26 protein-coding genes and 1 tRNA gene are annotated in these 18585 nt (G+C 59.8%); 13 read left to right on the top strand and 14 right to left on the bottom strand.

Annotated features, from left to right (window positions below):
* The 12 genes from B5483_RS14740 (at position 1) to B5483_RS14685 (ending at position 11485) form a co-directional block, all read left to right on the top strand.
* Positions 1-564, top strand: coding sequence for a hypothetical protein (locus B5483_RS14740; protein WP_079730937.1), 564 nt, complete (start codon positions 1-3; stop codon positions 562-564).
* Positions 564-1913, top strand: a complete 1350-nt coding sequence (locus B5483_RS14735) for a packaged DNA stabilization protein (protein ID WP_079730936.1) — start codon at positions 564-566, stop codon at positions 1911-1913. The genes B5483_RS14740 and B5483_RS14735 overlap by 1 nt, the downstream gene beginning before the upstream one ends.
* Entirely contained in the window at positions 1913-3106 is a 1194-nt protein-coding gene (locus B5483_RS14730; RefSeq protein ID WP_079730935.1) for a hypothetical protein, read from the top strand. The genes B5483_RS14735 and B5483_RS14730 overlap by 1 nt, the downstream gene beginning before the upstream one ends.
* Entirely contained in the window at positions 3103-3531 is a 429-nt protein-coding gene (locus B5483_RS14725; RefSeq protein ID WP_079730934.1) for a hypothetical protein, read from the top strand. The genes B5483_RS14730 and B5483_RS14725 overlap by 4 nt, the downstream gene beginning before the upstream one ends.
* A complete protein-coding gene (locus tag B5483_RS14720; protein ID WP_079730933.1) occupies positions 3516-4349 on the top strand; it encodes a hypothetical protein in 834 nt (277 codons plus the stop codon). Before B5483_RS14725 ends, B5483_RS14720 begins: the two co-directional genes overlap by 16 nt.
* Positions 4349-5902 carry a transglycosylase SLT domain-containing protein gene (locus tag B5483_RS23370; protein ID WP_079730932.1) on the top strand — a complete coding sequence of 518 codons (1554 nt, stop codon included), beginning with the start codon at positions 4349-4351 and terminating at the stop codon, positions 5900-5902. The genes B5483_RS14720 and B5483_RS23370 overlap by 1 nt, the downstream gene beginning before the upstream one ends.
* Entirely contained in the window at positions 5902-7845 is a 1944-nt protein-coding gene (locus B5483_RS14710; RefSeq protein WP_079730931.1) for a hypothetical protein, read from the top strand. Before B5483_RS23370 ends, B5483_RS14710 begins: the two co-directional genes overlap by 1 nt.
* Positions 7846-7937: 92 nt before the next feature.
* Positions 7938-10088 (top strand): autotransporter outer membrane beta-barrel domain-containing protein, encoded by a 2151-nt coding sequence (locus B5483_RS14705; RefSeq protein WP_079730930.1) that lies wholly within the window; start codon positions 7938-7940, stop codon positions 10086-10088.
* Positions 10085-10324, top strand: a complete 240-nt coding sequence (locus B5483_RS14700; RefSeq protein ID WP_079730929.1) for a hypothetical protein — start codon at positions 10085-10087, stop codon at positions 10322-10324. The genes B5483_RS14705 and B5483_RS14700 overlap by 4 nt, the downstream gene beginning before the upstream one ends.
* On the top strand, positions 10324-10884 hold the full coding sequence (locus B5483_RS14695) for a lysozyme (RefSeq protein WP_139384013.1): 561 nt from the start codon (positions 10324-10326) through the stop codon (positions 10882-10884). Before B5483_RS14700 ends, B5483_RS14695 begins: the two co-directional genes overlap by 1 nt.
* Positions 10881-11141, top strand: a complete 261-nt coding sequence (locus B5483_RS14690; protein WP_079730928.1) for a hypothetical protein — start codon at positions 10881-10883, stop codon at positions 11139-11141. Before B5483_RS14695 ends, B5483_RS14690 begins: the two co-directional genes overlap by 4 nt.
* Positions 11138-11485: a hypothetical protein gene (locus B5483_RS14685; protein WP_079730927.1), complete on the top strand. Its 348-nt coding sequence runs from the start codon at positions 11138-11140 to the stop codon at positions 11483-11485. Before B5483_RS14690 ends, B5483_RS14685 begins: the two co-directional genes overlap by 4 nt.
* Positions 11486-11863: 378 nt before the next feature.
* Here the strand turns inward: B5483_RS14685 and B5483_RS23215 are convergent.
* The 14 genes from B5483_RS23215 to B5483_RS14620 all read right to left on the bottom strand — a co-directional run bounded on the left by B5483_RS23215 (position 11864) and on the right by B5483_RS14620 (position 16534).
* Positions 11864-11961: transfer RNA gene (locus B5483_RS23215), tRNA-OTHER, on the bottom strand.
* A 12-nt stretch (positions 11962-11973) separates the two neighbouring features.
* Positions 11974-12228: a DUF551 domain-containing protein gene (locus B5483_RS23765; protein WP_425435048.1), complete on the bottom strand. Its 255-nt coding sequence runs from the start codon at positions 12226-12228 to the stop codon at positions 11974-11976.
* Positions 12228-12563: a hypothetical protein gene (locus tag B5483_RS14670; RefSeq protein ID WP_079730924.1), complete on the bottom strand. Its 336-nt coding sequence runs from the start codon at positions 12561-12563 to the stop codon at positions 12228-12230. Before B5483_RS14670 ends, B5483_RS23765 begins: the two co-directional genes overlap by 1 nt.
* Positions 12563-12694 carry a DUF551 domain-containing protein gene (locus B5483_RS23760; protein ID WP_425435047.1) on the bottom strand — a complete coding sequence of 44 codons (132 nt, stop codon included), beginning with the start codon at positions 12692-12694 and terminating at the stop codon, positions 12563-12565. Before B5483_RS23760 ends, B5483_RS14670 begins: the two co-directional genes overlap by 1 nt.
* A 53-nt stretch (positions 12695-12747) precedes the next feature.
* Complete coding sequence (locus B5483_RS14660; protein ID WP_139384012.1) at positions 12748-13380, bottom strand: Lar family restriction alleviation protein; 633 nt, start codon at positions 13378-13380, stop codon at positions 12748-12750.
* A 175-nt stretch (positions 13381-13555) separates the two neighbouring features.
* Positions 13556-13825, bottom strand: a complete 270-nt coding sequence (locus tag B5483_RS14655) for a hypothetical protein (protein WP_139384011.1) — start codon at positions 13823-13825, stop codon at positions 13556-13558.
* Complete coding sequence (locus B5483_RS14650; RefSeq protein WP_079730920.1) at positions 13815-14177, bottom strand: hypothetical protein; 363 nt, start codon at positions 14175-14177, stop codon at positions 13815-13817. The genes B5483_RS14655 and B5483_RS14650 overlap by 11 nt, the downstream gene beginning before the upstream one ends.
* Positions 14167-14409 carry a hypothetical protein gene (locus B5483_RS14645; RefSeq protein ID WP_079730919.1) on the bottom strand — a complete coding sequence of 81 codons (243 nt, stop codon included), beginning with the start codon at positions 14407-14409 and terminating at the stop codon, positions 14167-14169. Before B5483_RS14645 ends, B5483_RS14650 begins: the two co-directional genes overlap by 11 nt.
* Entirely contained in the window at positions 14402-14803 is a 402-nt protein-coding gene (locus tag B5483_RS14640) for a hypothetical protein (RefSeq protein ID WP_139384010.1), read from the bottom strand. The genes B5483_RS14645 and B5483_RS14640 overlap by 8 nt, the downstream gene beginning before the upstream one ends.
* Positions 14800-15021 carry a hypothetical protein gene (locus B5483_RS22895; protein ID WP_139384009.1) on the bottom strand — a complete coding sequence of 74 codons (222 nt, stop codon included), beginning with the start codon at positions 15019-15021 and terminating at the stop codon, positions 14800-14802. Before B5483_RS22895 ends, B5483_RS14640 begins: the two co-directional genes overlap by 4 nt.
* Positions 15018-15407 (bottom strand): GntR family transcriptional regulator, encoded by a 390-nt coding sequence (locus B5483_RS14635; protein ID WP_079730917.1) that lies wholly within the window; start codon positions 15405-15407, stop codon positions 15018-15020. The genes B5483_RS22895 and B5483_RS14635 overlap by 4 nt, the downstream gene beginning before the upstream one ends.
* Entirely contained in the window at positions 15404-15727 is a 324-nt protein-coding gene (locus B5483_RS14630) for a helix-turn-helix domain-containing protein (protein WP_079730916.1), read from the bottom strand. The genes B5483_RS14635 and B5483_RS14630 overlap by 4 nt, the downstream gene beginning before the upstream one ends.
* Positions 15727-15954: a hypothetical protein gene (locus B5483_RS14625; RefSeq protein WP_176168060.1), complete on the bottom strand. Its 228-nt coding sequence runs from the start codon at positions 15952-15954 to the stop codon at positions 15727-15729. Before B5483_RS14625 ends, B5483_RS14630 begins: the two co-directional genes overlap by 1 nt.
* A gap of 82 nt (positions 15955-16036) precedes the next feature.
* Positions 16037-16534 carry a hypothetical protein gene (locus B5483_RS14620; RefSeq protein ID WP_079730914.1) on the bottom strand — a complete coding sequence of 166 codons (498 nt, stop codon included), beginning with the start codon at positions 16532-16534 and terminating at the stop codon, positions 16037-16039.
* Between the two features lie 206 nt (positions 16535-16740).
* Between B5483_RS14620 and B5483_RS14615 the strand changes: the two genes are divergently transcribed.
* Positions 16741-18528, top strand: a complete 1788-nt coding sequence (locus B5483_RS14615) for a methyl-accepting chemotaxis protein (protein WP_176168059.1) — start codon at positions 16741-16743, stop codon at positions 18526-18528.
* Positions 18529-18585: the final 57 nt, after the last annotated feature.

Genomic DNA, 18585 nt, shown 5'->3' with positions numbered 1-18585 from the left:
ATGGCAACCTGTCGTGATGTCGTGAGCAAGGCGTATCGCCTCGCCGGTATTGTTGCGCTTGGCGACGACCCGACCGCAGACGAAGCCGATCTGGGCATGGAGGCCCTGCAATCCATGTTCGATACATGGGTCTCGGGCGGCATGTTCGGCAGGCTCACCGATGTCTACAAGACCGCTGCCTATACCGCCCTTGAGGGCGAACGGGTGCAGACTTCCGGCTCCCCGACGATCACTATTCCCACGACCTACGCTGAAGACGGTCAGGCGGGCACGGACAGGCCCCCTTATGACCTCGCGTTGATCGAAGTTCAGGACGGTTCAACCCGCAATCGCTGGCTCTATGACCGCAGCGGATGGGTCGATCTTGTTGGGCTGACACTGAACAGCACTTGCCCGCTCGCTGATCGCGGCTTGAACGGTTTCGCCGCGTGTCTTGCGGAAGAGATCGCCGGTCCATTCGGTGATATTCCGGCGCGCCTGCGGTTGAGCGCATCGGGCTTCCGACAGGCTATTTCCTACAAGCTGGGCTCAACGCGTCCGGCGAGAACTGCGCAGTATTTCTGATGCAAGTCGAGTTCGGCACTTCGTCATATGCGCGCTCGCGCGGCGATATGCCTTCCCTGCCTGTCGTGAATATGTTCGTGGAGCCAGCCCCGACCGAATCGAGGGGTATCGCAGTGCAATCCCGGCCCGGTCTGACAGACAGGTCGGCAGATATGGGCGCTGGCCCTGTAGAGGCCCTATTCAAGGCCGACAACGTGCTTTCCACGGCCCTGTTCGGGGTCTCGGGTGGCGATCTCTACACGGGCACCACCTTGCTTGGCAATCTGGACGGCACCGGACCCGTTTCGATGGCTGGTTATGAGACATTCCTGTTTGTCGCTGCGGGTGCGAGCCTGTGGGGTTATGACGGGACGACCCTTGCGGCGATTGCCTTTCCCGATAGCGCCAGCGTTTCGAAAGTCATCGTCGGGCAGTCCCGCGCCATTGCGATCAGGAAGGACACCGGCAAGTTCTACTGGTCCGATGTTCTGGCCACCTCGATTGATGCGCTGGCCTTCGCTACAGCGGAAAGCGCGCCAGACCGTTCTCTCGATCTCCTGTTCATTGATAGCATTCTCATCATCTTCGGCGCGGAAACCGTCGAATTCTGGCCCACGACCGGGGATGCAACGCTGCCCTTCCAGCCTCTACAGGGCCGGGTGATCGAACGCGGCATCAAGAACACCGGCTGCGCTACGTCCATCGGGTCAACGTTCGCATGGGTCACGGACCTCAATCAGGTCTGCCTGACCGATGAGAACACGGTAATTTCCAATCCCGGCCTTGAAGCAAGGATCAAAGCGAGCACCGAATGCCGGTTGTTCACGTTCAACATCGAGGGGGCGGAGTTCCTCTGTCTGCGCATCGATAACGAAACGCAGGTGTGGTCCTACAAGTCGCGAACGTGGAGCGAGTTCAAGTCGTGGGGGCAAGACAACTGGATTCCGCAGTGTTTCGCCAAGGGCGTTTTTGGTTCCTCGCTGGACGGCAAGACCTTCACCTTCGGCTCTGACTGGCTGGACCTCGGCGGGGTTCTGGAGCGCCGCCTTTCGTTCGGCTTCCCGCTCAATTCCTCGGGCGTGACGATCAGTAACGTGCTTGTACGGACAAACCCCGGATCCACCACGTATCTTACCGGAACCTACGCAGACCCGGCGCTGGAGCTTCGCCTGTCCCGCGATGCCGGGAAGACTTGGGGCAACTGGCGTTCGACGACACTGGGGACGCAAGGAGAGTACCGCAAAAAGGTGGAGTGGCGCGGGCTTGGCATGGCATCGCGCCCCGGCCTTCTCGGTGAATTGAGGATCACCGACCCGGTTGACGTTCGGTTCTCTGACATTCTCGTGAATGAGCCTTGGGGCGGTAGATAATGGCCCTCAATCTCCCCCGGCTTCCTCGCGCGGCGCAGATCGTCGAGAAGCTGGGGACGCCTGCCGTTGCCTTCCAGGTATGGTGGCAGACGGTTGCCAAGGCGATTGAGGATCAGGTTACGGATCTTCTGGCCCTGATTGCCCGCGTAACCACTACGGAAGCGGACATCGCGGCGCTTGAGGCGGTGAACCTGACTGCCGGAAGCGGTTTGACGGGCGGCGGTAATATCCTGACCAGTCCCACCTTCAACGTGGGAGCGGGAACGGGCATTACCGTCAATGCCGATGATGTTGCAATCACGGCAACGGGTGTCACGGCGGCGACTTATGGCTCGGCTTCGAGTGTCGCGGTTATCGCCCTCAATGCGCAAGGTCAGGCAACATCGGCTTCCAGTATCCCGATTGCGGTAACGTCCAGTCAGGTGACCGGGACGGACCTGACCAAGACGGATGATACGAATGTCACCCTGACGCTGGGGGGGACGCCTACAGGATCGCTCCTGAAGGCCGTTTCGCTCACTCTGGGGTGGACTGGAACCCTTTCGGTCGCAAGGGGCGGTACGGGCGGCGGAGCGGCCTCAGGGACGCTTCTGGACAACATTACGGGCTTTGGCTCAACCGGGCATCTGGTGAGGACTGCAGCGGGCTCCTACGCCTTCCGCACGATCACCGGCACGGCAAGCAATATCTCGGTCACGAACGGAAGCGGGGTTTCCGGCAACCCCACGATCGATCTGATCGATACGGCGGTAACTCCCGGCTCCTACGGCTCGTCAACTTCCATTCCGTCCATCACGTTCGACGCCAAGGGCCGCGCGACAGCGGCAAGCGGCAACACCATCCCGACGCTGGACAGCGGAACCTACAGCCCGACCGGGACAGGCACGAGCAACATCGATTCCGTCACGCCTTCTACGGCGTTGTACACGCGTGTTGGGAATATCGTGACGGTTTCTTGCCTGATCGCGGTGGATGCAACGGCGGCGGGCAACTTCTCGTTTCGCATGACCCTGCCTGTGGCGACGAACATGACGGCCTCGCAGCATTGCTCTGGCTGCATGACCGCCGATCAACAGCGTGGCTACGCACGTATCTCGGCAGATTCCGTCAATGATGAGGCGCAGTTCGACGGCTACAGTTCGTCAGCTTCGTCAATCAATATGACCTGCACGTTTCAGTACCGGGTATTATGATCCGGCTTTGCGAAGACCCGGACATCATCAACCGCTTCGCAAATCACCCGGAAATCGTTTCGCATATCGGCGGGCCTTGCGACTTCAGCGGGGCGATGCGGGAAACCAACGTTTTCCTGTTCGGGGAGCATGGCGGGTTCCTGTTCGAATGGACCTCTCCCGAGACTTACGAAGTCCATGTGATGATTACCCCGGAAGGCCGGGGGCGATGGGGTTTTAACGCTGCCATTGAGGCGCGGGACATGATCGAAAGCCTTGGGGCCAAAAGGCTCTGGGCACGAATTTCAGACGACAGGCCGGATCTGGCCCTTTTCACGCGGCGCGCGGGCTTTCGCGAGGTTGAGCGCCGGGTTCTCTACGCGGGCGATGTTCCCGGCGAATGGCGTATCTTTGAATGGAGAAGTGAACGATGCCACCAGCAGTAATCGGCGGCGCGATTGCGGGCGTCGGCGCAGTAGGTTCAGCCGTCATCGGGTCGAATGCCGCGAAGTCTGCCGCGAAAGCCTCTCAGGCTGGAGCCGATGCAAGCGCCGCCGTCCAGCGCGATATTTATGGGCAGAACAAGGAAACCCTGACTCCGTTCGTCAATTCCGGCGTTGCATCGAACAACCTGATAAATTCCTTCCTCGGGATCAGCACTCCGGAAACCAGCTATCAGACCGGGACGCCGAACTATTCGGCCTATGTGCAGGCCAACCCCGATCTCCTGGCGGAATACCAGAAGGTAGCAGGCCAGTTCGGCAACGACATGGGGGCCTACGGGCAATATCACTGGAACAGCTTCGGTAAGGGCGAGGGCCGCGACCTTCCGGGAACCGGGACCGTTACCCTTGGCGGCTCCGATCCGACCAGCGCCCGCAATGCCTTCACGAACTACCTGAACAACTCGGATTACGCCTTCCAATCGGCGCTCGGGAAGCAGGATGTGACCGGCGTTTATGCGGGCAACGGCACGTTTCAGTCTGGGGCCGCGCTGCAAGCCCTGCAGGATCGCCAGAACAATATCAATCAGGGCTATCTCGGCTCCTATCTCAACAGCCTCGGCAATCAGCAGGGCGTCGGCCTTTCCGCTGGATCGGCACTGGCTGGGGTGGGCTCGAACTACGCCAATTCGCTCGGTTCGATCTACACCGGGAACGCGGCCAATCAGGCGAATGCCAAGCTTGTCGGTGCGGCAAACACCGGACAGGCCATCAATAGTCTGGCGACCATCGGGGCCAATATCTTCGGGAGCAGCAGGTAATGGCTGGCATCAACTGGGGCCTCGGCATCATGCCGGATGTAGGCATGAACGCTTTCAACGCCTTCAAGGCGGGGCAAGAGGAAGGCAGGCAGCGCCGTGCCGATAACGCCCTTGCAGCTTATGCCAACAGCCCGAACGACCAGACGCTTGCGCAGGTGACGCAGAACGATCCGCGCCTTGGCATCCAGCTTCGCCAGCAACAGGCGCAGCAGCAGCGTCAGACCCACCTTGATGAGATCGCAGCGGACAAGCAGAAGACCGAGGCGGCCTTGGCGCGCATCGAGGCTATCGGTCAGGCCGCGCTCATGGCTGACAACCCGGAGAAGTGGGATAGCTCCATCGACATGCTTTCGCAGGCATATCCCGATCTTGCGCAGTACAAGGGGCAATTCAGCCCCCAGATGCGCGAGGCGGCGATTGCCTCTGCTGGAGAAGCCAAGGCATTCCTTGAGCGCAGCAGCGGCTACACCCTCGCCCCCGGTTCTCGCCGATACGACCAGAACAACAATCTTGTCGCTCAGGCTCCGTTCGCGCCGCACTATGGCACGGTGAGCGAAGGCCAGACGGCATACGTCACGACCGACCCTACGGCAGCACCTGGCGACATATTCCAGAAAATGATTGGCGCGGAATCCAACGGTCAGCAGTTCGCACCCGATGGACAGCCCCTCACTTCTCCCGCTGGCGCTATCGGCATTGCTCAAGTCATGCCGGGAACGGCACCGGAGGCGGCGCAACTTGCAGGGCTCCCGTTCGACGAGAACCGCTATCGCACTGATCCGCAGTACAATGCAGCCCTTGGCAAGGCGTATTTCGAGAAGCAGCTTTCCGACTTCGGTGATCCGGCCAAGGCAGTTGCAGCCTACAATGCTGGGCCCGGTGCAGTGCAGAAGGCTGTGTCGCAAGGCGGGGAGAACTGGCTCCAGCGCCTTCCCGCCGAGACGCAGAACTATGTCGGCAAGGTTCTCGGTCCAAACACTTCGGTCGTCGCTCAGGGCGCTCCGAAGCCGGATAAGAAGTGGCGCACGCTTTCGCCTGACGAGATCACGCAGCGCGGCTTGCCCGAAGGGGTTTGGCAGGAGGGGCCGGACGGCGAACTGAAGCCGGTCAAGGGCGCGGGCGGAAAGGCAAAGGACGGTGCTTATTCGCAATCCGCTCTCGACGCTTTCGACCGCGCTATCGGCACTGCGAACCGCCTTCTGGATCACCCCGGCCTGTCTGCCTCGGTCGGCGCGAAGGGCCTGACAGGCGGGCTTCTCGGTGGATGGGTAGTCCCCGGCACCGATGCAGCGGACTTCAATGCTGAACTGGATGCCATGAAGGCGCAGGTGTTCTTGCCCATGGTGCAATCCATGAAGGGCATGGGCGCACTATCCAATGCCGAGGGCGAAAAGCTGACGGCAGCAATCGGTGCGCTGAATCCGAAAATGAGCGAGAGTGCGTTCAAGGCATCCCTCAAGCGCATCATTGGCGACCTGCGAACCTACAAGGAGCGGGGCATGAAGCAAGCACCGAGCCAGACAACCGGCAAGCCCACGGTGAGTAACTGGTAATGCCGCGCCGCGTCACCATCACCTTTTCCGATGGCACCAGCCACGTTTACGATGGCGTGCCGGACAATGCCACCCCGCAGCAGGTGCAGGCGCGTGCACAAAAGGATTTTTCCGATAAGTCGATCACCAACATCGACGGCGGCAGAAGCGCCGCGCCGAAGCCCAAGCCGAAACCTGCCCCGCAGCAGTCCATGCTCGGACAGATCGGCAGTTCCTTCACCAATGCCCTAGCCGGTATCGGACAGGGGCTTGCGGCCATTCCTGACGCGGCAACAGAGGCAATCGCGGGCGTGTCGCGCGAAGCCATCGGCGCAGGCAGCAAGGTATCCTCGGGCCTGTACAACGCTCTCGGCATGCATGATCAGGCCAAGAAGGTGCAGCAGAACGCGGCGATGCTCGACAACGCCCTTGCGCGGCCATTCACCATCGGCGGAGCTATCGAGAAGGCTGCACCTACTCCACAGGATACGCACGGCAAGATTGCGCGCATCGGCTCGCAATTCGTCGGCGCATCGCTTGCGCCTGTTCCAGGTGCGAAGGCCCCCGCCAAATCCCCTATCCCCAAGCCGGTCGCCAACGAAGCGCGGGATATTGTTCGGGAAGGCGAAAAGGCTGGTGTGCGCGTCATGACCAGCGACGTAAGGCCACCCAAGACGTTCATCGGCAAGTCCGCTCAGTCGTTGGGCGAGAAGATTCCCTTTTTGGGTACGGGCGGGCAGCGTGCGGCACAGCAGGGCGAGCGTGTAGAGGCAGTCAAGAACGTATTGCGCGAGTTCGGCGGGGAAGACACGGTAAAGCTCATCGACGACGCCCCCGGCGCGCTTGAAGACGTCGCGAAGAACCTTGCCGCCAATCGCAGCAGGGAATTGAGCAACCTGACGCGCGCCAAGACCTCGGTAATCGAGAACACGCAAGGGGTCGTCCAGACGCCCAAAGCCGTTTCGGCCATTGATGAGCAGATCGCCAATCTTCAGGGCATCGGGACGGACGCGACAAAACCTGTCATCGCCAAGTTGCAGGACTGGAAACAGGCGCTGCAGGGGAAAAACCTCAAAGTGGTCGAGCAGATCCGCAAGGAAATGGGCGACGCATTTAAGGCCCCCGAACTTTCAGGAAGCCGCACGACTGGCGAAGGCGCGCTTTCGAAGATCTACGGGCCGTTGCGCGAAGATATGGGTAACTTCATTCGCTCCGCTGCCGGAGAGGGCAAGTTCCAGCAATGGAAGACTGCAAACGACAAGCTCGCCGCCATGGCCGGGGAACTGGACAACGCAGCCCTCAAGGGCGTCCTCAAGACCAGTGAAATGACACCGGAGAATGTCGGGAAATTGCTATTCAGCAAGAACCGCAGCGATGTTGCCCGGTTGTTCAACAATCTGGACGACTTCGGCAAGTCGCGCGCGCAGGCTGCAGTCCTGCAGAGGGCATTCGACAAGGCGATCTCGGCTGACAAGGGCTTGAGCGTTGAGCGGTTCGTCAATAACGTAACCTCGCTTGGGAACAATGTCGGTGTGTTCTTCAGGGGCGCTGACAAGGCTCGCATCGAGGGTCTGGTGAAAGTTCTCGACGCTACCCGGCGCGCATCGGCTGCGAGCGTTTCCCCGCCGACCGGAGTGCAGAACCTTCCTGTCGCTGGCGGCTATGCGCTTGGCTCACTGTTCGGACAGGCTGCAATACCCGTTGCCGGTGCCGGGGGGCTGTTTGCGCGAGCTTATGAAAGCGCTCCGGTGCGCGACTTGCTCTTGAGGATCGCAAGGGCCCCTGCGGGCTCTCAGCAGGAATCGACGCTAATCCAGCGGGCAATTCAGGCAATGATCGCTTCCGCTCCACGCGAGGCCAAGGCGCTCAACGATAACATCGCGGCAACGCTGGCGAAGTCACCAGGTATGGCCGCCGCTGAGAACGAAACCAATGCTGGGGGCGAACCACCAGCACAGCAGTAACCACAACCAGAATTTCGGCCTGAGCATCACCCGCATCAGGTCTGGATAACACAAAGGCTCCTTCATGGGGCCTTTTTTTATGGGGCGAACGAATGGCCGCTGAAATACTCTCCGATCTTTCCCGCGCGACCGACAGCAACTCGGACAGCCTGACTGGCGCAACGTGGAATTTCTACGATGTCGGCACACTGACGCCGCGTGCAGTCTATTCCGATGCGTCCCTGTCAACGTCGCTCGGAGCGGTCGTCACTGCGGACAGTGGCGGGCAATTCGTCCCCATTTATCTTGATGGTAGCTACGAGTATCGCGGCATCCTCAAGGACTTCGACGGGAACACGATCAAGGATATTCCCAAGATCAATCCTGCGCTGTCTGCGCTGCTGGCATCCACGGCATCGAGCAAGGGCGCTGGCCTCGTCGGCTTCTCCCACGCCGCAACCTATGCCGCGTCCACGGTCGGCAAGAAGCTGCAGCAGATCGTCGATCCCCGCGATGCGCCTTACAATGCGGCAGGCGATGGCGCGACTGACGACTATACGCCGCTGGCATCAGCCCTTGCCTCGGGCAAGAAGGTTTGGCTTGAGCCGGGTGTCACCTATGCCTTCGGAACGCAACTGGCGTACTCGGTGGACAACAGCGGCTTTATCGGCGGCGGCAAACTGCTGATGCTTACCGGGACCGGGGAATTCGATGCAGCGGACTATACCGGCACATATTCCACCAACAGGACCGGAATTCTCATCGATGGCATTACGAACCCGGTTCTTGACGCCATTATCGAAATGGAAACGAACGCGTCCGTGCGGACCTGCAACGCGGTCACGGTTGTAAGTTGCACCAACCCCAACATTAAGGTCGAGGCTTACGGCTTCAAAGAAGCCAAGTATGGAATTGTCGAGGCGAATTCGAACACTGGCGGCGTCATCGATGCCAACGTGCACGATTGCGGTGCAGACTCGACTTCTCTTGGCTCGATGCAGATTACCGGACTCGCCGTTGATGGGAACCGTGTCGGCGGAGTTAATTCAACCGGCGTGCGGTATTTCGGCAGGTTCAAGGACATTCGCCTCGGCGCTGCCGCTGGCGCTGCTTATGGGGAGCAGACTGACGGTCTGAATATCCAGACGGTTGGGTATAGCGGCGCTATATGCGATGTGATAGCCGAAAATGTCGGTGAGGCATTCGATTGTTTCGGTGACCATGTGATCGCCAATGTCAACGCAAAAGATGTTGTCAATTACGGCGTCAAGCTGATCCATGGCGCGAGCTTCTGCCAAGTCACGGCAACGGTTGACGGCTGCGGCATTTATGGCGCGGTCATCGGTTCCGACAGCACGACCAAAAGCTGCAACCGCAATAACATCAATCTCACTGTTGATGGTGTCGGCACTGTCAGCAACCCGACTTCGCCCGCAAACCAAGCCGCTTTTGCGACTGACGGCAGTAGCGCGGCATACCAGCCAACCAACAACACGATCACGGTGAACGGGCGCACCAACGGCGCGACGGCCACTCACGCTGTATTGCTGGAAAGTGGCTCCGGGAACCTGATCGAGGCCGATTGTACGCTTTCCTTCGGCACGCAATATGGATCGATCTCGACGCTCTCGCGCGCGGCGACCACGACCAGCGGCTCGCCGGACCTCACGAGCGTCAACACAAACGGTCTTGTCGCAGGGCAGACCGTGACGGGAACCGGGATTCCTGCCGATACGGTCCTTGTCAGCGTAGACACTGGCGCGGGCACCGCAGTCATGTCGAAGAACGCCACGGCAAGCGGTGCGATCACCATGTCTGCTCCGCTTTATGGGAACATCATCCGCAGACGCCAGGGCACCTACATCAAGGCATACATCGGCACGGCTACCACGGTCGCGCAAAATGCCGATGTGCCGTTCGATACTGAACTCACTGACCGTACAAATGAGTTCAATCCTTCAACCTACACCGCAACAGTCAGGTGCGACGGGCGGTATGAAGTCTTGGCGCAAGCTAGGTGCTCATCTGTGCCTTCACTCGAACAGTGGGGCATCGCCGTCTACAAGAACGGGTCGGAGGTCTATCGCCACACCCCCATAAATGGAGCCGCGTCGGCCCGCGAAGTATGGGCGCAAATCCCCGCCATTGTCCTTGATTGCGCTGCAGGCGACACGATCAAATGTGTGTGCATCGCCACAAGTGCGGGTCCGTTCACTGTCACGAACGACAGGAAGTACTCCTTCATTCAGATCAGACAGATATGACCACGCACGACGACATTCACCGGGATATGGGGCGCATGGAGGGCCGGTTAGAGGCAGTGAACGATCATTTGGGGAAGATCGACAAGACCCTTGAGAGCATAGACCAGCGCCTGGCCAAGATCGAGAGCCGCGAGATCGAGCGCCGCGGTGCGTGGAAAGTGATCGTGCTGGTGGCCGGCAGTATCGGCGGCGCGGTGGCGATGATTGCGAACTTCCTGCTGGGGAAGGTGAACTGATGCGCAAAGCCATCTTCGACGCGGTGCGCGCGGCCTCACCCAAAGTCTTCAACGAACCCGGCAACATCCACGCGCTCGACAACCTGCTCGACAGCTTCGGTGTCCCCCGCGACGATGCGGTGCGCACGGTAAGCCCTGCCGGTATCGCGCTCATGCACCGTTTCGAGGGCTGCAAGCTAAAGGCCTATCCGGATCCGGGCAGCAAGGATGGCAAGCCATGGACTATCGGCTGGGGCGCAACCGGGCCTGATATTGGTCCCGGCACCGTCTGGACGCAGGCGCAGGCAGATGCGCGGTTCGAGCGGGATATTGAGAAGTACGCGGCTGAAGTCTCCAAGGCCATCGGTAGCACGCCGACGACGCAGAGCCAGTTCGATGCCCTGGTATCGTTCCATTACAATACCGGCGCAATCAACAAGGCCACACTGACCAAGAAGCACAACGCCGGGGACTATGCCGGGGCTGCCGCTGAGTTCCGCAAGTGGATCTACAACGATGGAAAACCGATGGCGGGGCTGATGAACCGGCGCGAGGCAGAGGCGGAGTTGTACAGGTCATGAAGAAACGCAGCATCTTCGGCTACATCATCGGCGCCATCGTCATGATCCTGACAGTCGGCATCGTCGCCGCGCTGTTCACGCACGAGCTGCCACAGGGCAACCGGGAGGTTGCGCTCGTCATCCTCGGCACGGTCATAGGCTGGGCTTCCACCATCGTCGGGCACGAGTTCGGATCTTCGGTGGGATCGAAGGACAAGACCGCATTGCTCGCCAAATCCGAGCCGCTGGACCTCGGCGGCGCGGAGATCGATCGATGACCTTTATCCTCGCCATTCTGGGCCGCTGGGGCGTGCCTGAGCGCTTCCAACGCCTTGTCGCATATGCGGGGCTGGCCTTGCTCTGTGCGGCCCTTGTGGCGGCTTGGCTGTGGCAGCACGACCGCAAGGTGATCGCGCATCACGAGGAAAAGATCACGCGCCAGGTCGAGAAGAAGACCGGCCGGGCCAGCGAGGCAGCGACCGAGGCCGCGGGGAATACCAAGGAAAGGGTTGAGCATGAAAACGAACGGGCGCGCAATGCTGCCAGCGGCGGCACTGATCCTCTCAAGTCTGGCCTTGACTGCCTGCGACGAGCGGGTGCGGATTGCCCTGCCTCCCGCTGAACTGGCGACATGTGCCGATGAGCCCGTCGCCCCCGCCCTTCCTGCGCTGGATGGTTCGCCAGAGACGCAGCGGGCGCGCGACATGGCAACGCTGGGCTATGTTCTGGCGATGAGGGCGGCTTGGGGTGATTGCCGGTCGAAGGTTGACGGGCTGGCGGTTTGGATGAGGGAAGCGAAGTAGGCCTCTCGACGCCACAGCGGCCTAGACTGTGAGCGGCCCCGTGTCAGCGGGATGCGTCAAACTGGCTTGGATTGTCGCAACGGATGCCAGCCCCGAGTAACGGCGCATTGGTCAATCGGAAGCAGCGCCGCGAGCTATCCGATAATCCTGGCGAGGTCGCGCTATGGATTTTGCGCGTCTGGAACGTCCCCGTTTGCTGCGGGCCGGTGGGATTCGAACCCACGGCGGAGACAATTTAGCGCGCCTTGCCCCCGCGGTTACGGACCTGCCTTAGACCTCTCAGCCACAGCACCGCAGCCCAAGCAACCTACCCTTTATCTGATGGGGTTGCAACGTCTTCCCTGCCCGGTAAAGTTGGTAGCGGCATCCAGTGAGTGGGAGCATCGCCTTCCTTTTGCGCCCACTGGCTAGTTTCATTTGTGCCCGAGTAGTACCAGCGTTTTAGTTCACCATAATACTTGCCGAACCTGATCCACCCATGATCTTCGTGCGCGCAAATGCAGTGATATGCCAGCGCCCACTTGGTGCCGTAGGGATAGGTCTCGATAGGACGCCAGTCCATCATTCGCCCCCATCGATCAAATCCGCATCCCCGGCGTGTTCGCGGATGGCGGCGTCTAGCATGGCTTGCCAGATGTTGGCGGTGGCAAGTGACCACGCTTCCGGCACTGGCTGTTCATGGCGCTCGGAGATCCCGGCCATCACCATCCCCGGAGACGGCTCTCTCAACGCATCCAGTACCGTGCGTATGGCTGCGTCTGCCTTATACCGCCAGTGGTTGTTGAGCGCGTCTAGATCAAGCATTTGCTTGCCTTGCTCTGACAGAAAATCGTTCGTTCGCCAATGGCCTCCGGAAGCCTCACACAGCGCCCGCGCCACCTTCTCACGTAGATCCATCACAATTTCTCCGGTGGGTTGGGGAGGGGCATCCAATGGGTTGCTTGATGCACTCTGCCCTTAGAGTACGTCTGCCAATCAGCGTCCCAGTATTCATAGCACCAGCCACCCCCGCCGCTTCCGAAAGCCATGGCGGAGTAGAACTTCGCCGCAGCCTCCCGATCCTCGTCCGTCACCTTATCCATCACTCACCTCCATGATGCTGGCCTGCCTCGATGGCGTCGGCTAACTGCCTGCAGTGGATTACGAAGTCAGATCCGCCGTGACTCCCCGATGCATCTCGCAACCAAGCCACAACAGCCTCCCTCTCCCTCGCATCCCGCTTTGCCTGTAGGGTGGAGAGAGCGGCGCGGGCGATCTTGACTATCGTCGTTCGGCAATCGTCAATGTCATGATCTTCGTTCAAACCGCCCAAGCATGTTGGACTATCGCACTCGTCTGCTTCGGTTTCGTGCCCGCAAACTTCATCATAGTCGAAACCAAGAGATTTAGCCGCAGCACGCGCGGCTTCCTCAACCTCATCTTCCTGAAAGCCAGAGAGCGTTTCACGATCATCAACCGGGTTTGATGCGCGCGTGTTCCATGCGGCGATGGCGTCGGCTACGGGAACCTCAGTTTCTGTATAGAACATCCGACCAGCTATGCATGTGTTGTTGTGATCGGGGTTGCGAGTATGGCCCCAATGGCGCGAACAGCCAAGATCGAACCATGCATCGTGATGGTCAGATCCATGCTCCAGTTCGGCGGGTGATCCACAAAACGGACACGGCTTCAACGGCTCAACCTGATCTGTTGCTGTTGTGTTAATGGTGGTCATGGGGTGGGTTCCTTGCAGTCGCGAATAGGGCCGTAAGCAGCATCCTCGTAAAGGTTTATTGCCGGGCATCCGCAGCGGATGCACTTGCCATGAGCGCTGTCGAGTTCATGACCTTTTTCTCCGTACATCGAGAAAAATGGGGAGCTCATGTCCGGTTTCTGTATCTCTCTGCCCATCACTCCCCCTCCTTCGTGTCCTTGGTATTGTTGGATGCGAGGGCGGCGGAAGCGACTGGTCTGTAGAAAACGACCTTTTCAACTCCCATCGCTGCCATCATCTTCGGCTCAAGTTCCTGACGCAGGCCGCGAACGTACATCCGTAGCTGTTCAGGATGCACCCCGTAGTGGTCGGCAGCGGCTTTGATGGTGTGGAATGGGCAGCCCTCACCAATCTGTGAAACGACCATGGCACGCATAATCTGAGAATGGATTAGGTCAGTTTCCACCGCTCGCCTCCTCGGCCAAGGCATCGCTGGCGATCTTTTGTAGATACGGGACATTGCCAGCAAGATAGACCGCCATGCCTCCGTCGAGTTGCCTGCCTTCTTCGTCGGCTATCCGCTTCATTCTGGAGATGGGGGCGATGATGTCACGCAAAGCCCCCTCCAACGCCTCACAACGCGCCTTGAGGGTTGCGAGTTCTTCGAGGGCGGCGAGGAATGCCGCAGACCTCAGAAACGTGGCGGCATCGTTCATAGCCTTGGCGATGTGAGGCCCAAGATCAGCCGCAAAAAGTGCACATTGGTCAAGATCTACCGCGTGATGATTGGCGGTCGACCGCAGCGTCTCAGCGTCCATTGTCTGTCTCCAGAAGGTAGGTTCGCACGGCAAGGCCGAGGGGTGTTTCAATGGCGTATCCCCTATTTCCGTCAGGATCGGTGCAAAGTCCTTTGCGATGGACACTCTTTATTGTGTCGATGTGTGAATGCCAGACATGCACAATTCCTGAAAATGTCTTGCGCGCAGACATGACCGCCTTACACTGCGCCTTCGTCAGCCCCTTCGCGATCTCTGCAACATCATCACGCATTGTCTGTCTCCTTGGGAAGTGAGGCGCAGGCAATATGCCTTACGTCTTCGACCTTCTCCGATTGGAGATAGAGATGCCGCTCGACAATATCGGCACAACGACGAAGCGCTTCTGCCATACGCTCATTCTCAGCGAGCAATTTCTCGCCTCTATTGGCCTCGCTGTTCGCGATTTCCATGTGCCGCGCAATATCGTGCCGAAGCCGCTCATTCTCTTCCTTGAGTGTTTGTAGAGCGGTGGCGGCTTCTGGTCCGTCTGGGTTTATCAGGTACTCTTCCGCGCCGTAGTCGTCCGCATCGCACGGAACATCACATGTCCCGAACGGCTCGAATGGTGCCTCGCGGCGATATGCCTTCCGCCCCAGCCTCTCGATCAGCTTGTTAATGTCGGTCATACCAGCCACCATATGCTTGCAGTTGTGATCACTCCGACCATGAACCAACGGAAGCGGATGCCGTTTAGACGGTTCTCCCAGCGGTACATTTCGCCCAGTCTGCCCTCATCGTGGGCATCGTCGCGGCAAACCTGTGCTGCTTGCGACCAGCCTTTGCGATATCCTTCACTCCGCGCTTGGCCGAGGATGGATGTCGTTGATGTGTTTGTGTCGCTCATCGCCCATCATCCTTCTTGACTATCTCGTAACCGGCTGCGGTGATGAGGCCCTTGTCGATCAGGTTTTGCAGGGCTTGTTTCGCTGCGAGTGGTGAAACATCGAGGCGCTGCGCAAGTTCATTAGAGAACTCCTCCAGCGGGTCTGGCTCATCGGGGAGCATAAGGCACTGAAGTATATGGGTGGTATATGGAAGGCCCCCGACATCCTTCACGTTTTCAAGGCAGTCACGCGCCACACGGTCAACGGTGTCGATGAACCGGCAGAATGCGCCATCGACGTAATTAAGCTGCGGATTTACCTCGTGACAGGTAAGCACATTCTCCGGCGTGATCTTTCGGATCAGTTCGTTCGCCCGCTCCATCGCGGCCTTGCTCGGTTGTGTCATTGGGGAGAACTCCGGCGTTCAATTTCAAGGTTGATGATGCTCGCCAACTTGAGTGCCAGCGGGTCCAGATCCGATTGCTCGACTTCCATGCCAAGCAGGTATGCAGGAGAGACGCAAAGCGCCCGCGCCAAGGACCAGACGGCTCGAACGGTCGGGTTGCGTGACTTGCCGCATTCCAGTTCCCAGACATGAGACTTCGTGAAACCAGACGCTTCGGCGACGGCGTCAAGCGACATGCCGCGCGCTTTCCGGGTTTCCCTTATGCGCTGCTGGAATACGGACATGTCAGGGGCGTCCATCGCGGCCTTGCTCGGTTCCATTATGTGTTTCCTTCGGTGGGGGTAAACTCGCCGCAGAAGTCATCTTCCTGCTTGCGGATCGCTTTCGGCATACGGCGGCAGTACCCAAACTTGGGATTGGGATTATGCATATATTTCATTTCAAAATCAGACGGCGGCGTCTTGAACTGATCTGAATCCCAAGCCCACCGCAGCAGGTCCAGTGGGCCGCTAATGCGCGGGCGCGGGTCGGCTTCGAATGCCGCCACGAGATCGCGCGCCTCGTTGCGCTGCCACCATTGGCATGTCTGGCAAGTCCCCATCACGCGTTCCTTTCGTTGGGTTGGGGGGTCATGCGGGCTTCTCCGATGCCTTGATGTGCGCGTTGACGTGATCGATCAGCGGACCGCCGCGCGTATGGTCTTTTTCACTGGCATACCAATGCGGATTGGCCCGGCGTAAGCGCATGTCCAAGCGCTCATCTTCGCTGCGTAGGCGCTGAGCCTGCTCGGGCGTGTACAGGTGGCCGTACAGGGCGTTCCATGGATCGAATGGTCTGCCGATAAGCCCTGCGATCATGCCCGTCAGGTCATCGACCGATTCTATGTGGCGGATGTGGATGAACCGATGATAGCGGCCCGCGCTATCGCTACGCAGCCAGCAGAACCACTTGCCGTCATGCCCAGGCGCGACTTCGATTCCGAGGTCTTCGTAGCTGGTCATCTTGTCGCCCATCGCGCTGCCGATCCAGAGTAGCCATTGCTTGGAGGGCTGACGGTCGAACTGATGCCACTTGAAGCCGTTGGCCTTGAGCCAATCTTCGGTGAGTAGGTTGAATGGGTCGCTCATACCCCATCCCCGCTTTCAGCAGAAAATATGCAAGAGGTTGGGGCGGTCGCACCGAAGCGGTTTTCCTGATCCCGCCCATCTACTTGATAGTTAAGGATGTGGTTTTCCGCTTTCGTAAGCATTGAGCCGCAGAACTCCGGGAACGGGTCATTGGTATTGCTTAAGTGGGGCTGCATAAGCTCCCAAAAGGTTCGGGGAGCTCTATGATGTCGGATGTAACAGGGGCACAGAAGCGCAACTGGTTCGGTCGCCAGTCGATCGAGACGAAAATGCGCGTGGTGATCTGCGTCTTTCTGGGTCTTTCGCTTTTCATCGCGTTATCCTGCTGGTTCGCACTTTCGACCATCCAGAGCGGCACGCAACATTACGCTCGCTTGAGCGCATCGGCCAGGCTCCTGTCTGAAGCGGGAGCCGACATCTCCCAAGCCGTCACGCAAGTCGATACGCGCAGCGCGGATGCCGATGCCGATGCCAGGCGGATAAGTGCTGCTCAGGCACTGCTCGGGGCCGCGGACGACAAACTGACGAATGCTCGGCTGCAGCTGGGCGAGGTCGATCCTGAAATCGCCTTGACATTCGACCAGCTCGACAGGAGGCTGACGGATCTTGCGGCCAAACTGCAGGTCGCGGATCGGGCCTCTGGCTACTCCCGGGAGGGCGCGGACCTGTCGGCCAAGGCCATTGCCCTTGGCGAGGCGTTGATGACCCGCGCCATGGTTGGACAGGGTCGTGGCAATACATTCATCGCCTGGAGCGAGTGGGCGATGGTCGCATTCGCCCTGATCGCAGCGCTCAACGGAGCCTTGGCACTCGGCCTGACCCGGCGCGACATAACCGGTCCTTTGCACAAGATCACCGAAGCGATGCGCAAGCTTGCCGATGGCGACAACAACATCGAAGTGCCCGACACCGATGCGCCGCACGAGATTGGCGATATGGCGCGTTCCATCGAGGTATTCCGACGCGGCTATCTTCGCATCGAACGCCTGCGTGCCGAAGCTGCCGAGGCGGCACAGGCGGAAATCGAACGCGAAAAGCAGGCTCGCCGCGAGCGTGAGGAAATGCGCGCGAGGCAGAAAAGAGTGCTGGTCGAACTGGCCAACAAGTTCGAACAGACCGTCGGCGAGATCGTCAGCGGCGTTGCGGCTGCGTCGAGCCAGCTACAGGTCACGGCAACGGCGATGGCCTCCGCGGCCGAACAGTCCGCCATGCAGACGGGTGACGTCTCTTCCGCAATGAACGAAGCCTCGGCCGGGGTTACGGCAGCAGCGGCCGCCAGTGACGAATTCGCCATGTCGATCAACGAGATCAGCCGTCAGGCCGCAAGTTCGGCGGATCTCGCGCGCAAGGCCACGCTTACCGCATCGGACGCGGACGAGACGATCGTCGCCCTGGCGGTTTCGGCCGAACAGGCAAGCGAGATCGTGAAGCTCATTTCGACCATCGCGCACCGCACCAACCTGCTTGCGCTCAACGCCTCGATCGAGGCTGCACGCGGAGGCGAAGCGGGTCGCGGTTTCGCGGTTGTGGCGTCGGAGGTAAAGGAACTGGCCGACCGCACCAGCAAGGCGGCGGAGGAAGTTTCGCTGCAGATCCGCGTAATCCAGGAATCGACGGAATGCAGCGTGGCGGCACTGCGGGCCATCGGCAAGGACATCGAGGAGCTGGAAGCGACTTCGGTCTCGATTGCAGCCGCCGTGGACCAGCAATCCCTGGCAGGTCAGGATCTCGCGCGCAGCATTGACCTTGCCGCCCGCAGCGCAGACGAGGTGACCTCGAATATCGCGCAAGTACGCGAAACTTCGCTTTCGACGGGTGCAGCTGCATCGCAGGTGCTCACATCCTCGACCGAGCTGGAACAGCAGGCGATCATGCTCAAGATGCAGGTCGATCAGTTCCTGCAGCATGTCCGCACGCCGGATGAGAATGCGCAACGATCGCGCCAGCCAGTTCCCGGTTCTGAGGAAGTACCGGAACTCGCTATCGCCAGCTGATCGGCCCGTCATACCGGGCTTGTTTGAAAGCAGGGAAAGGTCCGGCACAAGGGTCTA

Origin of the sequence: Novosphingobium mathurense, from assembly GCF_900168325.1 — a bacterium.
Classification (GTDB): Bacteria; Pseudomonadota; Alphaproteobacteria; order Sphingomonadales; family Sphingomonadaceae; genus Novosphingobium; species Novosphingobium mathurense.
Note: the sequence above shows the minus strand (reverse complement) of the source record. Positions and strands in the feature narration are given on the sequence as shown.

Bases quoted from the DNA above. Each gene is read 5' to 3' on its own strand.
- B5483_RS14660 (WP_139384012.1), bottom strand. From the start codon at position 13,380: ATGACCACCATTAACACAACAGCAACAGATCAGGTTGAGCCGTTGAAG.
- B5483_RS14725 (WP_079730934.1), top strand. From the start codon at position 3,103: ATGATCCGGCTTTGCGAAGACCCGGACATCATCAACCGCTTCGCAAAT.
- B5483_RS14635 (WP_079730917.1), bottom strand. From the start codon at position 15,407: ATGACACAACCGAGCAAGGCCGCGATGGAGCGGGCGAACGAACTGATC.
- B5483_RS23760 (WP_425435047.1), bottom strand. From the start codon at position 12,694: ATGGCTTTCGGAAGCGGCGGGGGTGGCTGGTGCTATGAATACTGGGAC.
- B5483_RS23765 (WP_425435048.1), bottom strand. From the start codon at position 12,228: ATGGACTGGCGTCCTATCGAGACCTATCCCTACGGCACCAAGTGGGCG.
- B5483_RS14700 (WP_079730929.1), top strand. From the start codon at position 10,085: ATGACCACGCACGACGACATTCACCGGGATATGGGGCGCATGGAGGGC.
- B5483_RS14690 (WP_079730928.1), top strand. From the start codon at position 10,881: ATGAAGAAACGCAGCATCTTCGGCTACATCATCGGCGCCATCGTCATG.
- B5483_RS22895 (WP_139384009.1), bottom strand. From the start codon at position 15,021: ATGAGCGACACAAACACATCAACGACATCCATCCTCGGCCAAGCGCGG.
- B5483_RS14670 (WP_079730924.1), bottom strand. From the start codon at position 12,563: ATGGATCTACGTGAGAAGGTGGCGCGGGCGCTGTGTGAGGCTTCCGGA.
- B5483_RS14710 (WP_079730931.1), top strand. From the start codon at position 5,902: ATGCCGCGCCGCGTCACCATCACCTTTTCCGATGGCACCAGCCACGTT.
- B5483_RS14735 (WP_079730936.1), top strand. From the start codon at position 564: ATGCAAGTCGAGTTCGGCACTTCGTCATATGCGCGCTCGCGCGGCGAT.
- B5483_RS14705 (WP_079730930.1), top strand. From the start codon at position 7,938: ATGGCCGCTGAAATACTCTCCGATCTTTCCCGCGCGACCGACAGCAAC.
- B5483_RS14720 (WP_079730933.1), top strand. From the start codon at position 3,516: ATGCCACCAGCAGTAATCGGCGGCGCGATTGCGGGCGTCGGCGCAGTA.
- B5483_RS14640 (WP_139384010.1), bottom strand. From the start codon at position 14,803: ATGACCGACATTAACAAGCTGATCGAGAGGCTGGGGCGGAAGGCATAT.
- B5483_RS23370 (WP_079730932.1), top strand. From the start codon at position 4,349: ATGGCTGGCATCAACTGGGGCCTCGGCATCATGCCGGATGTAGGCATG.
- B5483_RS14650 (WP_079730920.1), bottom strand. From the start codon at position 14,177: ATGGACGCTGAGACGCTGCGGTCGACCGCCAATCATCACGCGGTAGAT.
- B5483_RS14730 (WP_079730935.1), top strand. From the start codon at position 1,913: ATGGCCCTCAATCTCCCCCGGCTTCCTCGCGCGGCGCAGATCGTCGAG.
- B5483_RS14740 (WP_079730937.1), top strand. From the start codon at position 1: ATGGCAACCTGTCGTGATGTCGTGAGCAAGGCGTATCGCCTCGCCGGT.
- B5483_RS14685 (WP_079730927.1), top strand. From the start codon at position 11,138: ATGACCTTTATCCTCGCCATTCTGGGCCGCTGGGGCGTGCCTGAGCGC.
- B5483_RS14695 (WP_139384013.1), top strand. From the start codon at position 10,324: ATGCGCAAAGCCATCTTCGACGCGGTGCGCGCGGCCTCACCCAAAGTC.
- B5483_RS14645 (WP_079730919.1), bottom strand. From the start codon at position 14,409: ATGCGTGATGATGTTGCAGAGATCGCGAAGGGGCTGACGAAGGCGCAG.
- B5483_RS14620 (WP_079730914.1), bottom strand. From the start codon at position 16,534: ATGAGCGACCCATTCAACCTACTCACCGAAGATTGGCTCAAGGCCAAC.
- B5483_RS14630 (WP_079730916.1), bottom strand. From the start codon at position 15,727: ATGGAACCGAGCAAGGCCGCGATGGACGCCCCTGACATGTCCGTATTC.
- B5483_RS14615 (WP_176168059.1), top strand. From the start codon at position 16,741: ATGTCGGATGTAACAGGGGCACAGAAGCGCAACTGGTTCGGTCGCCAG.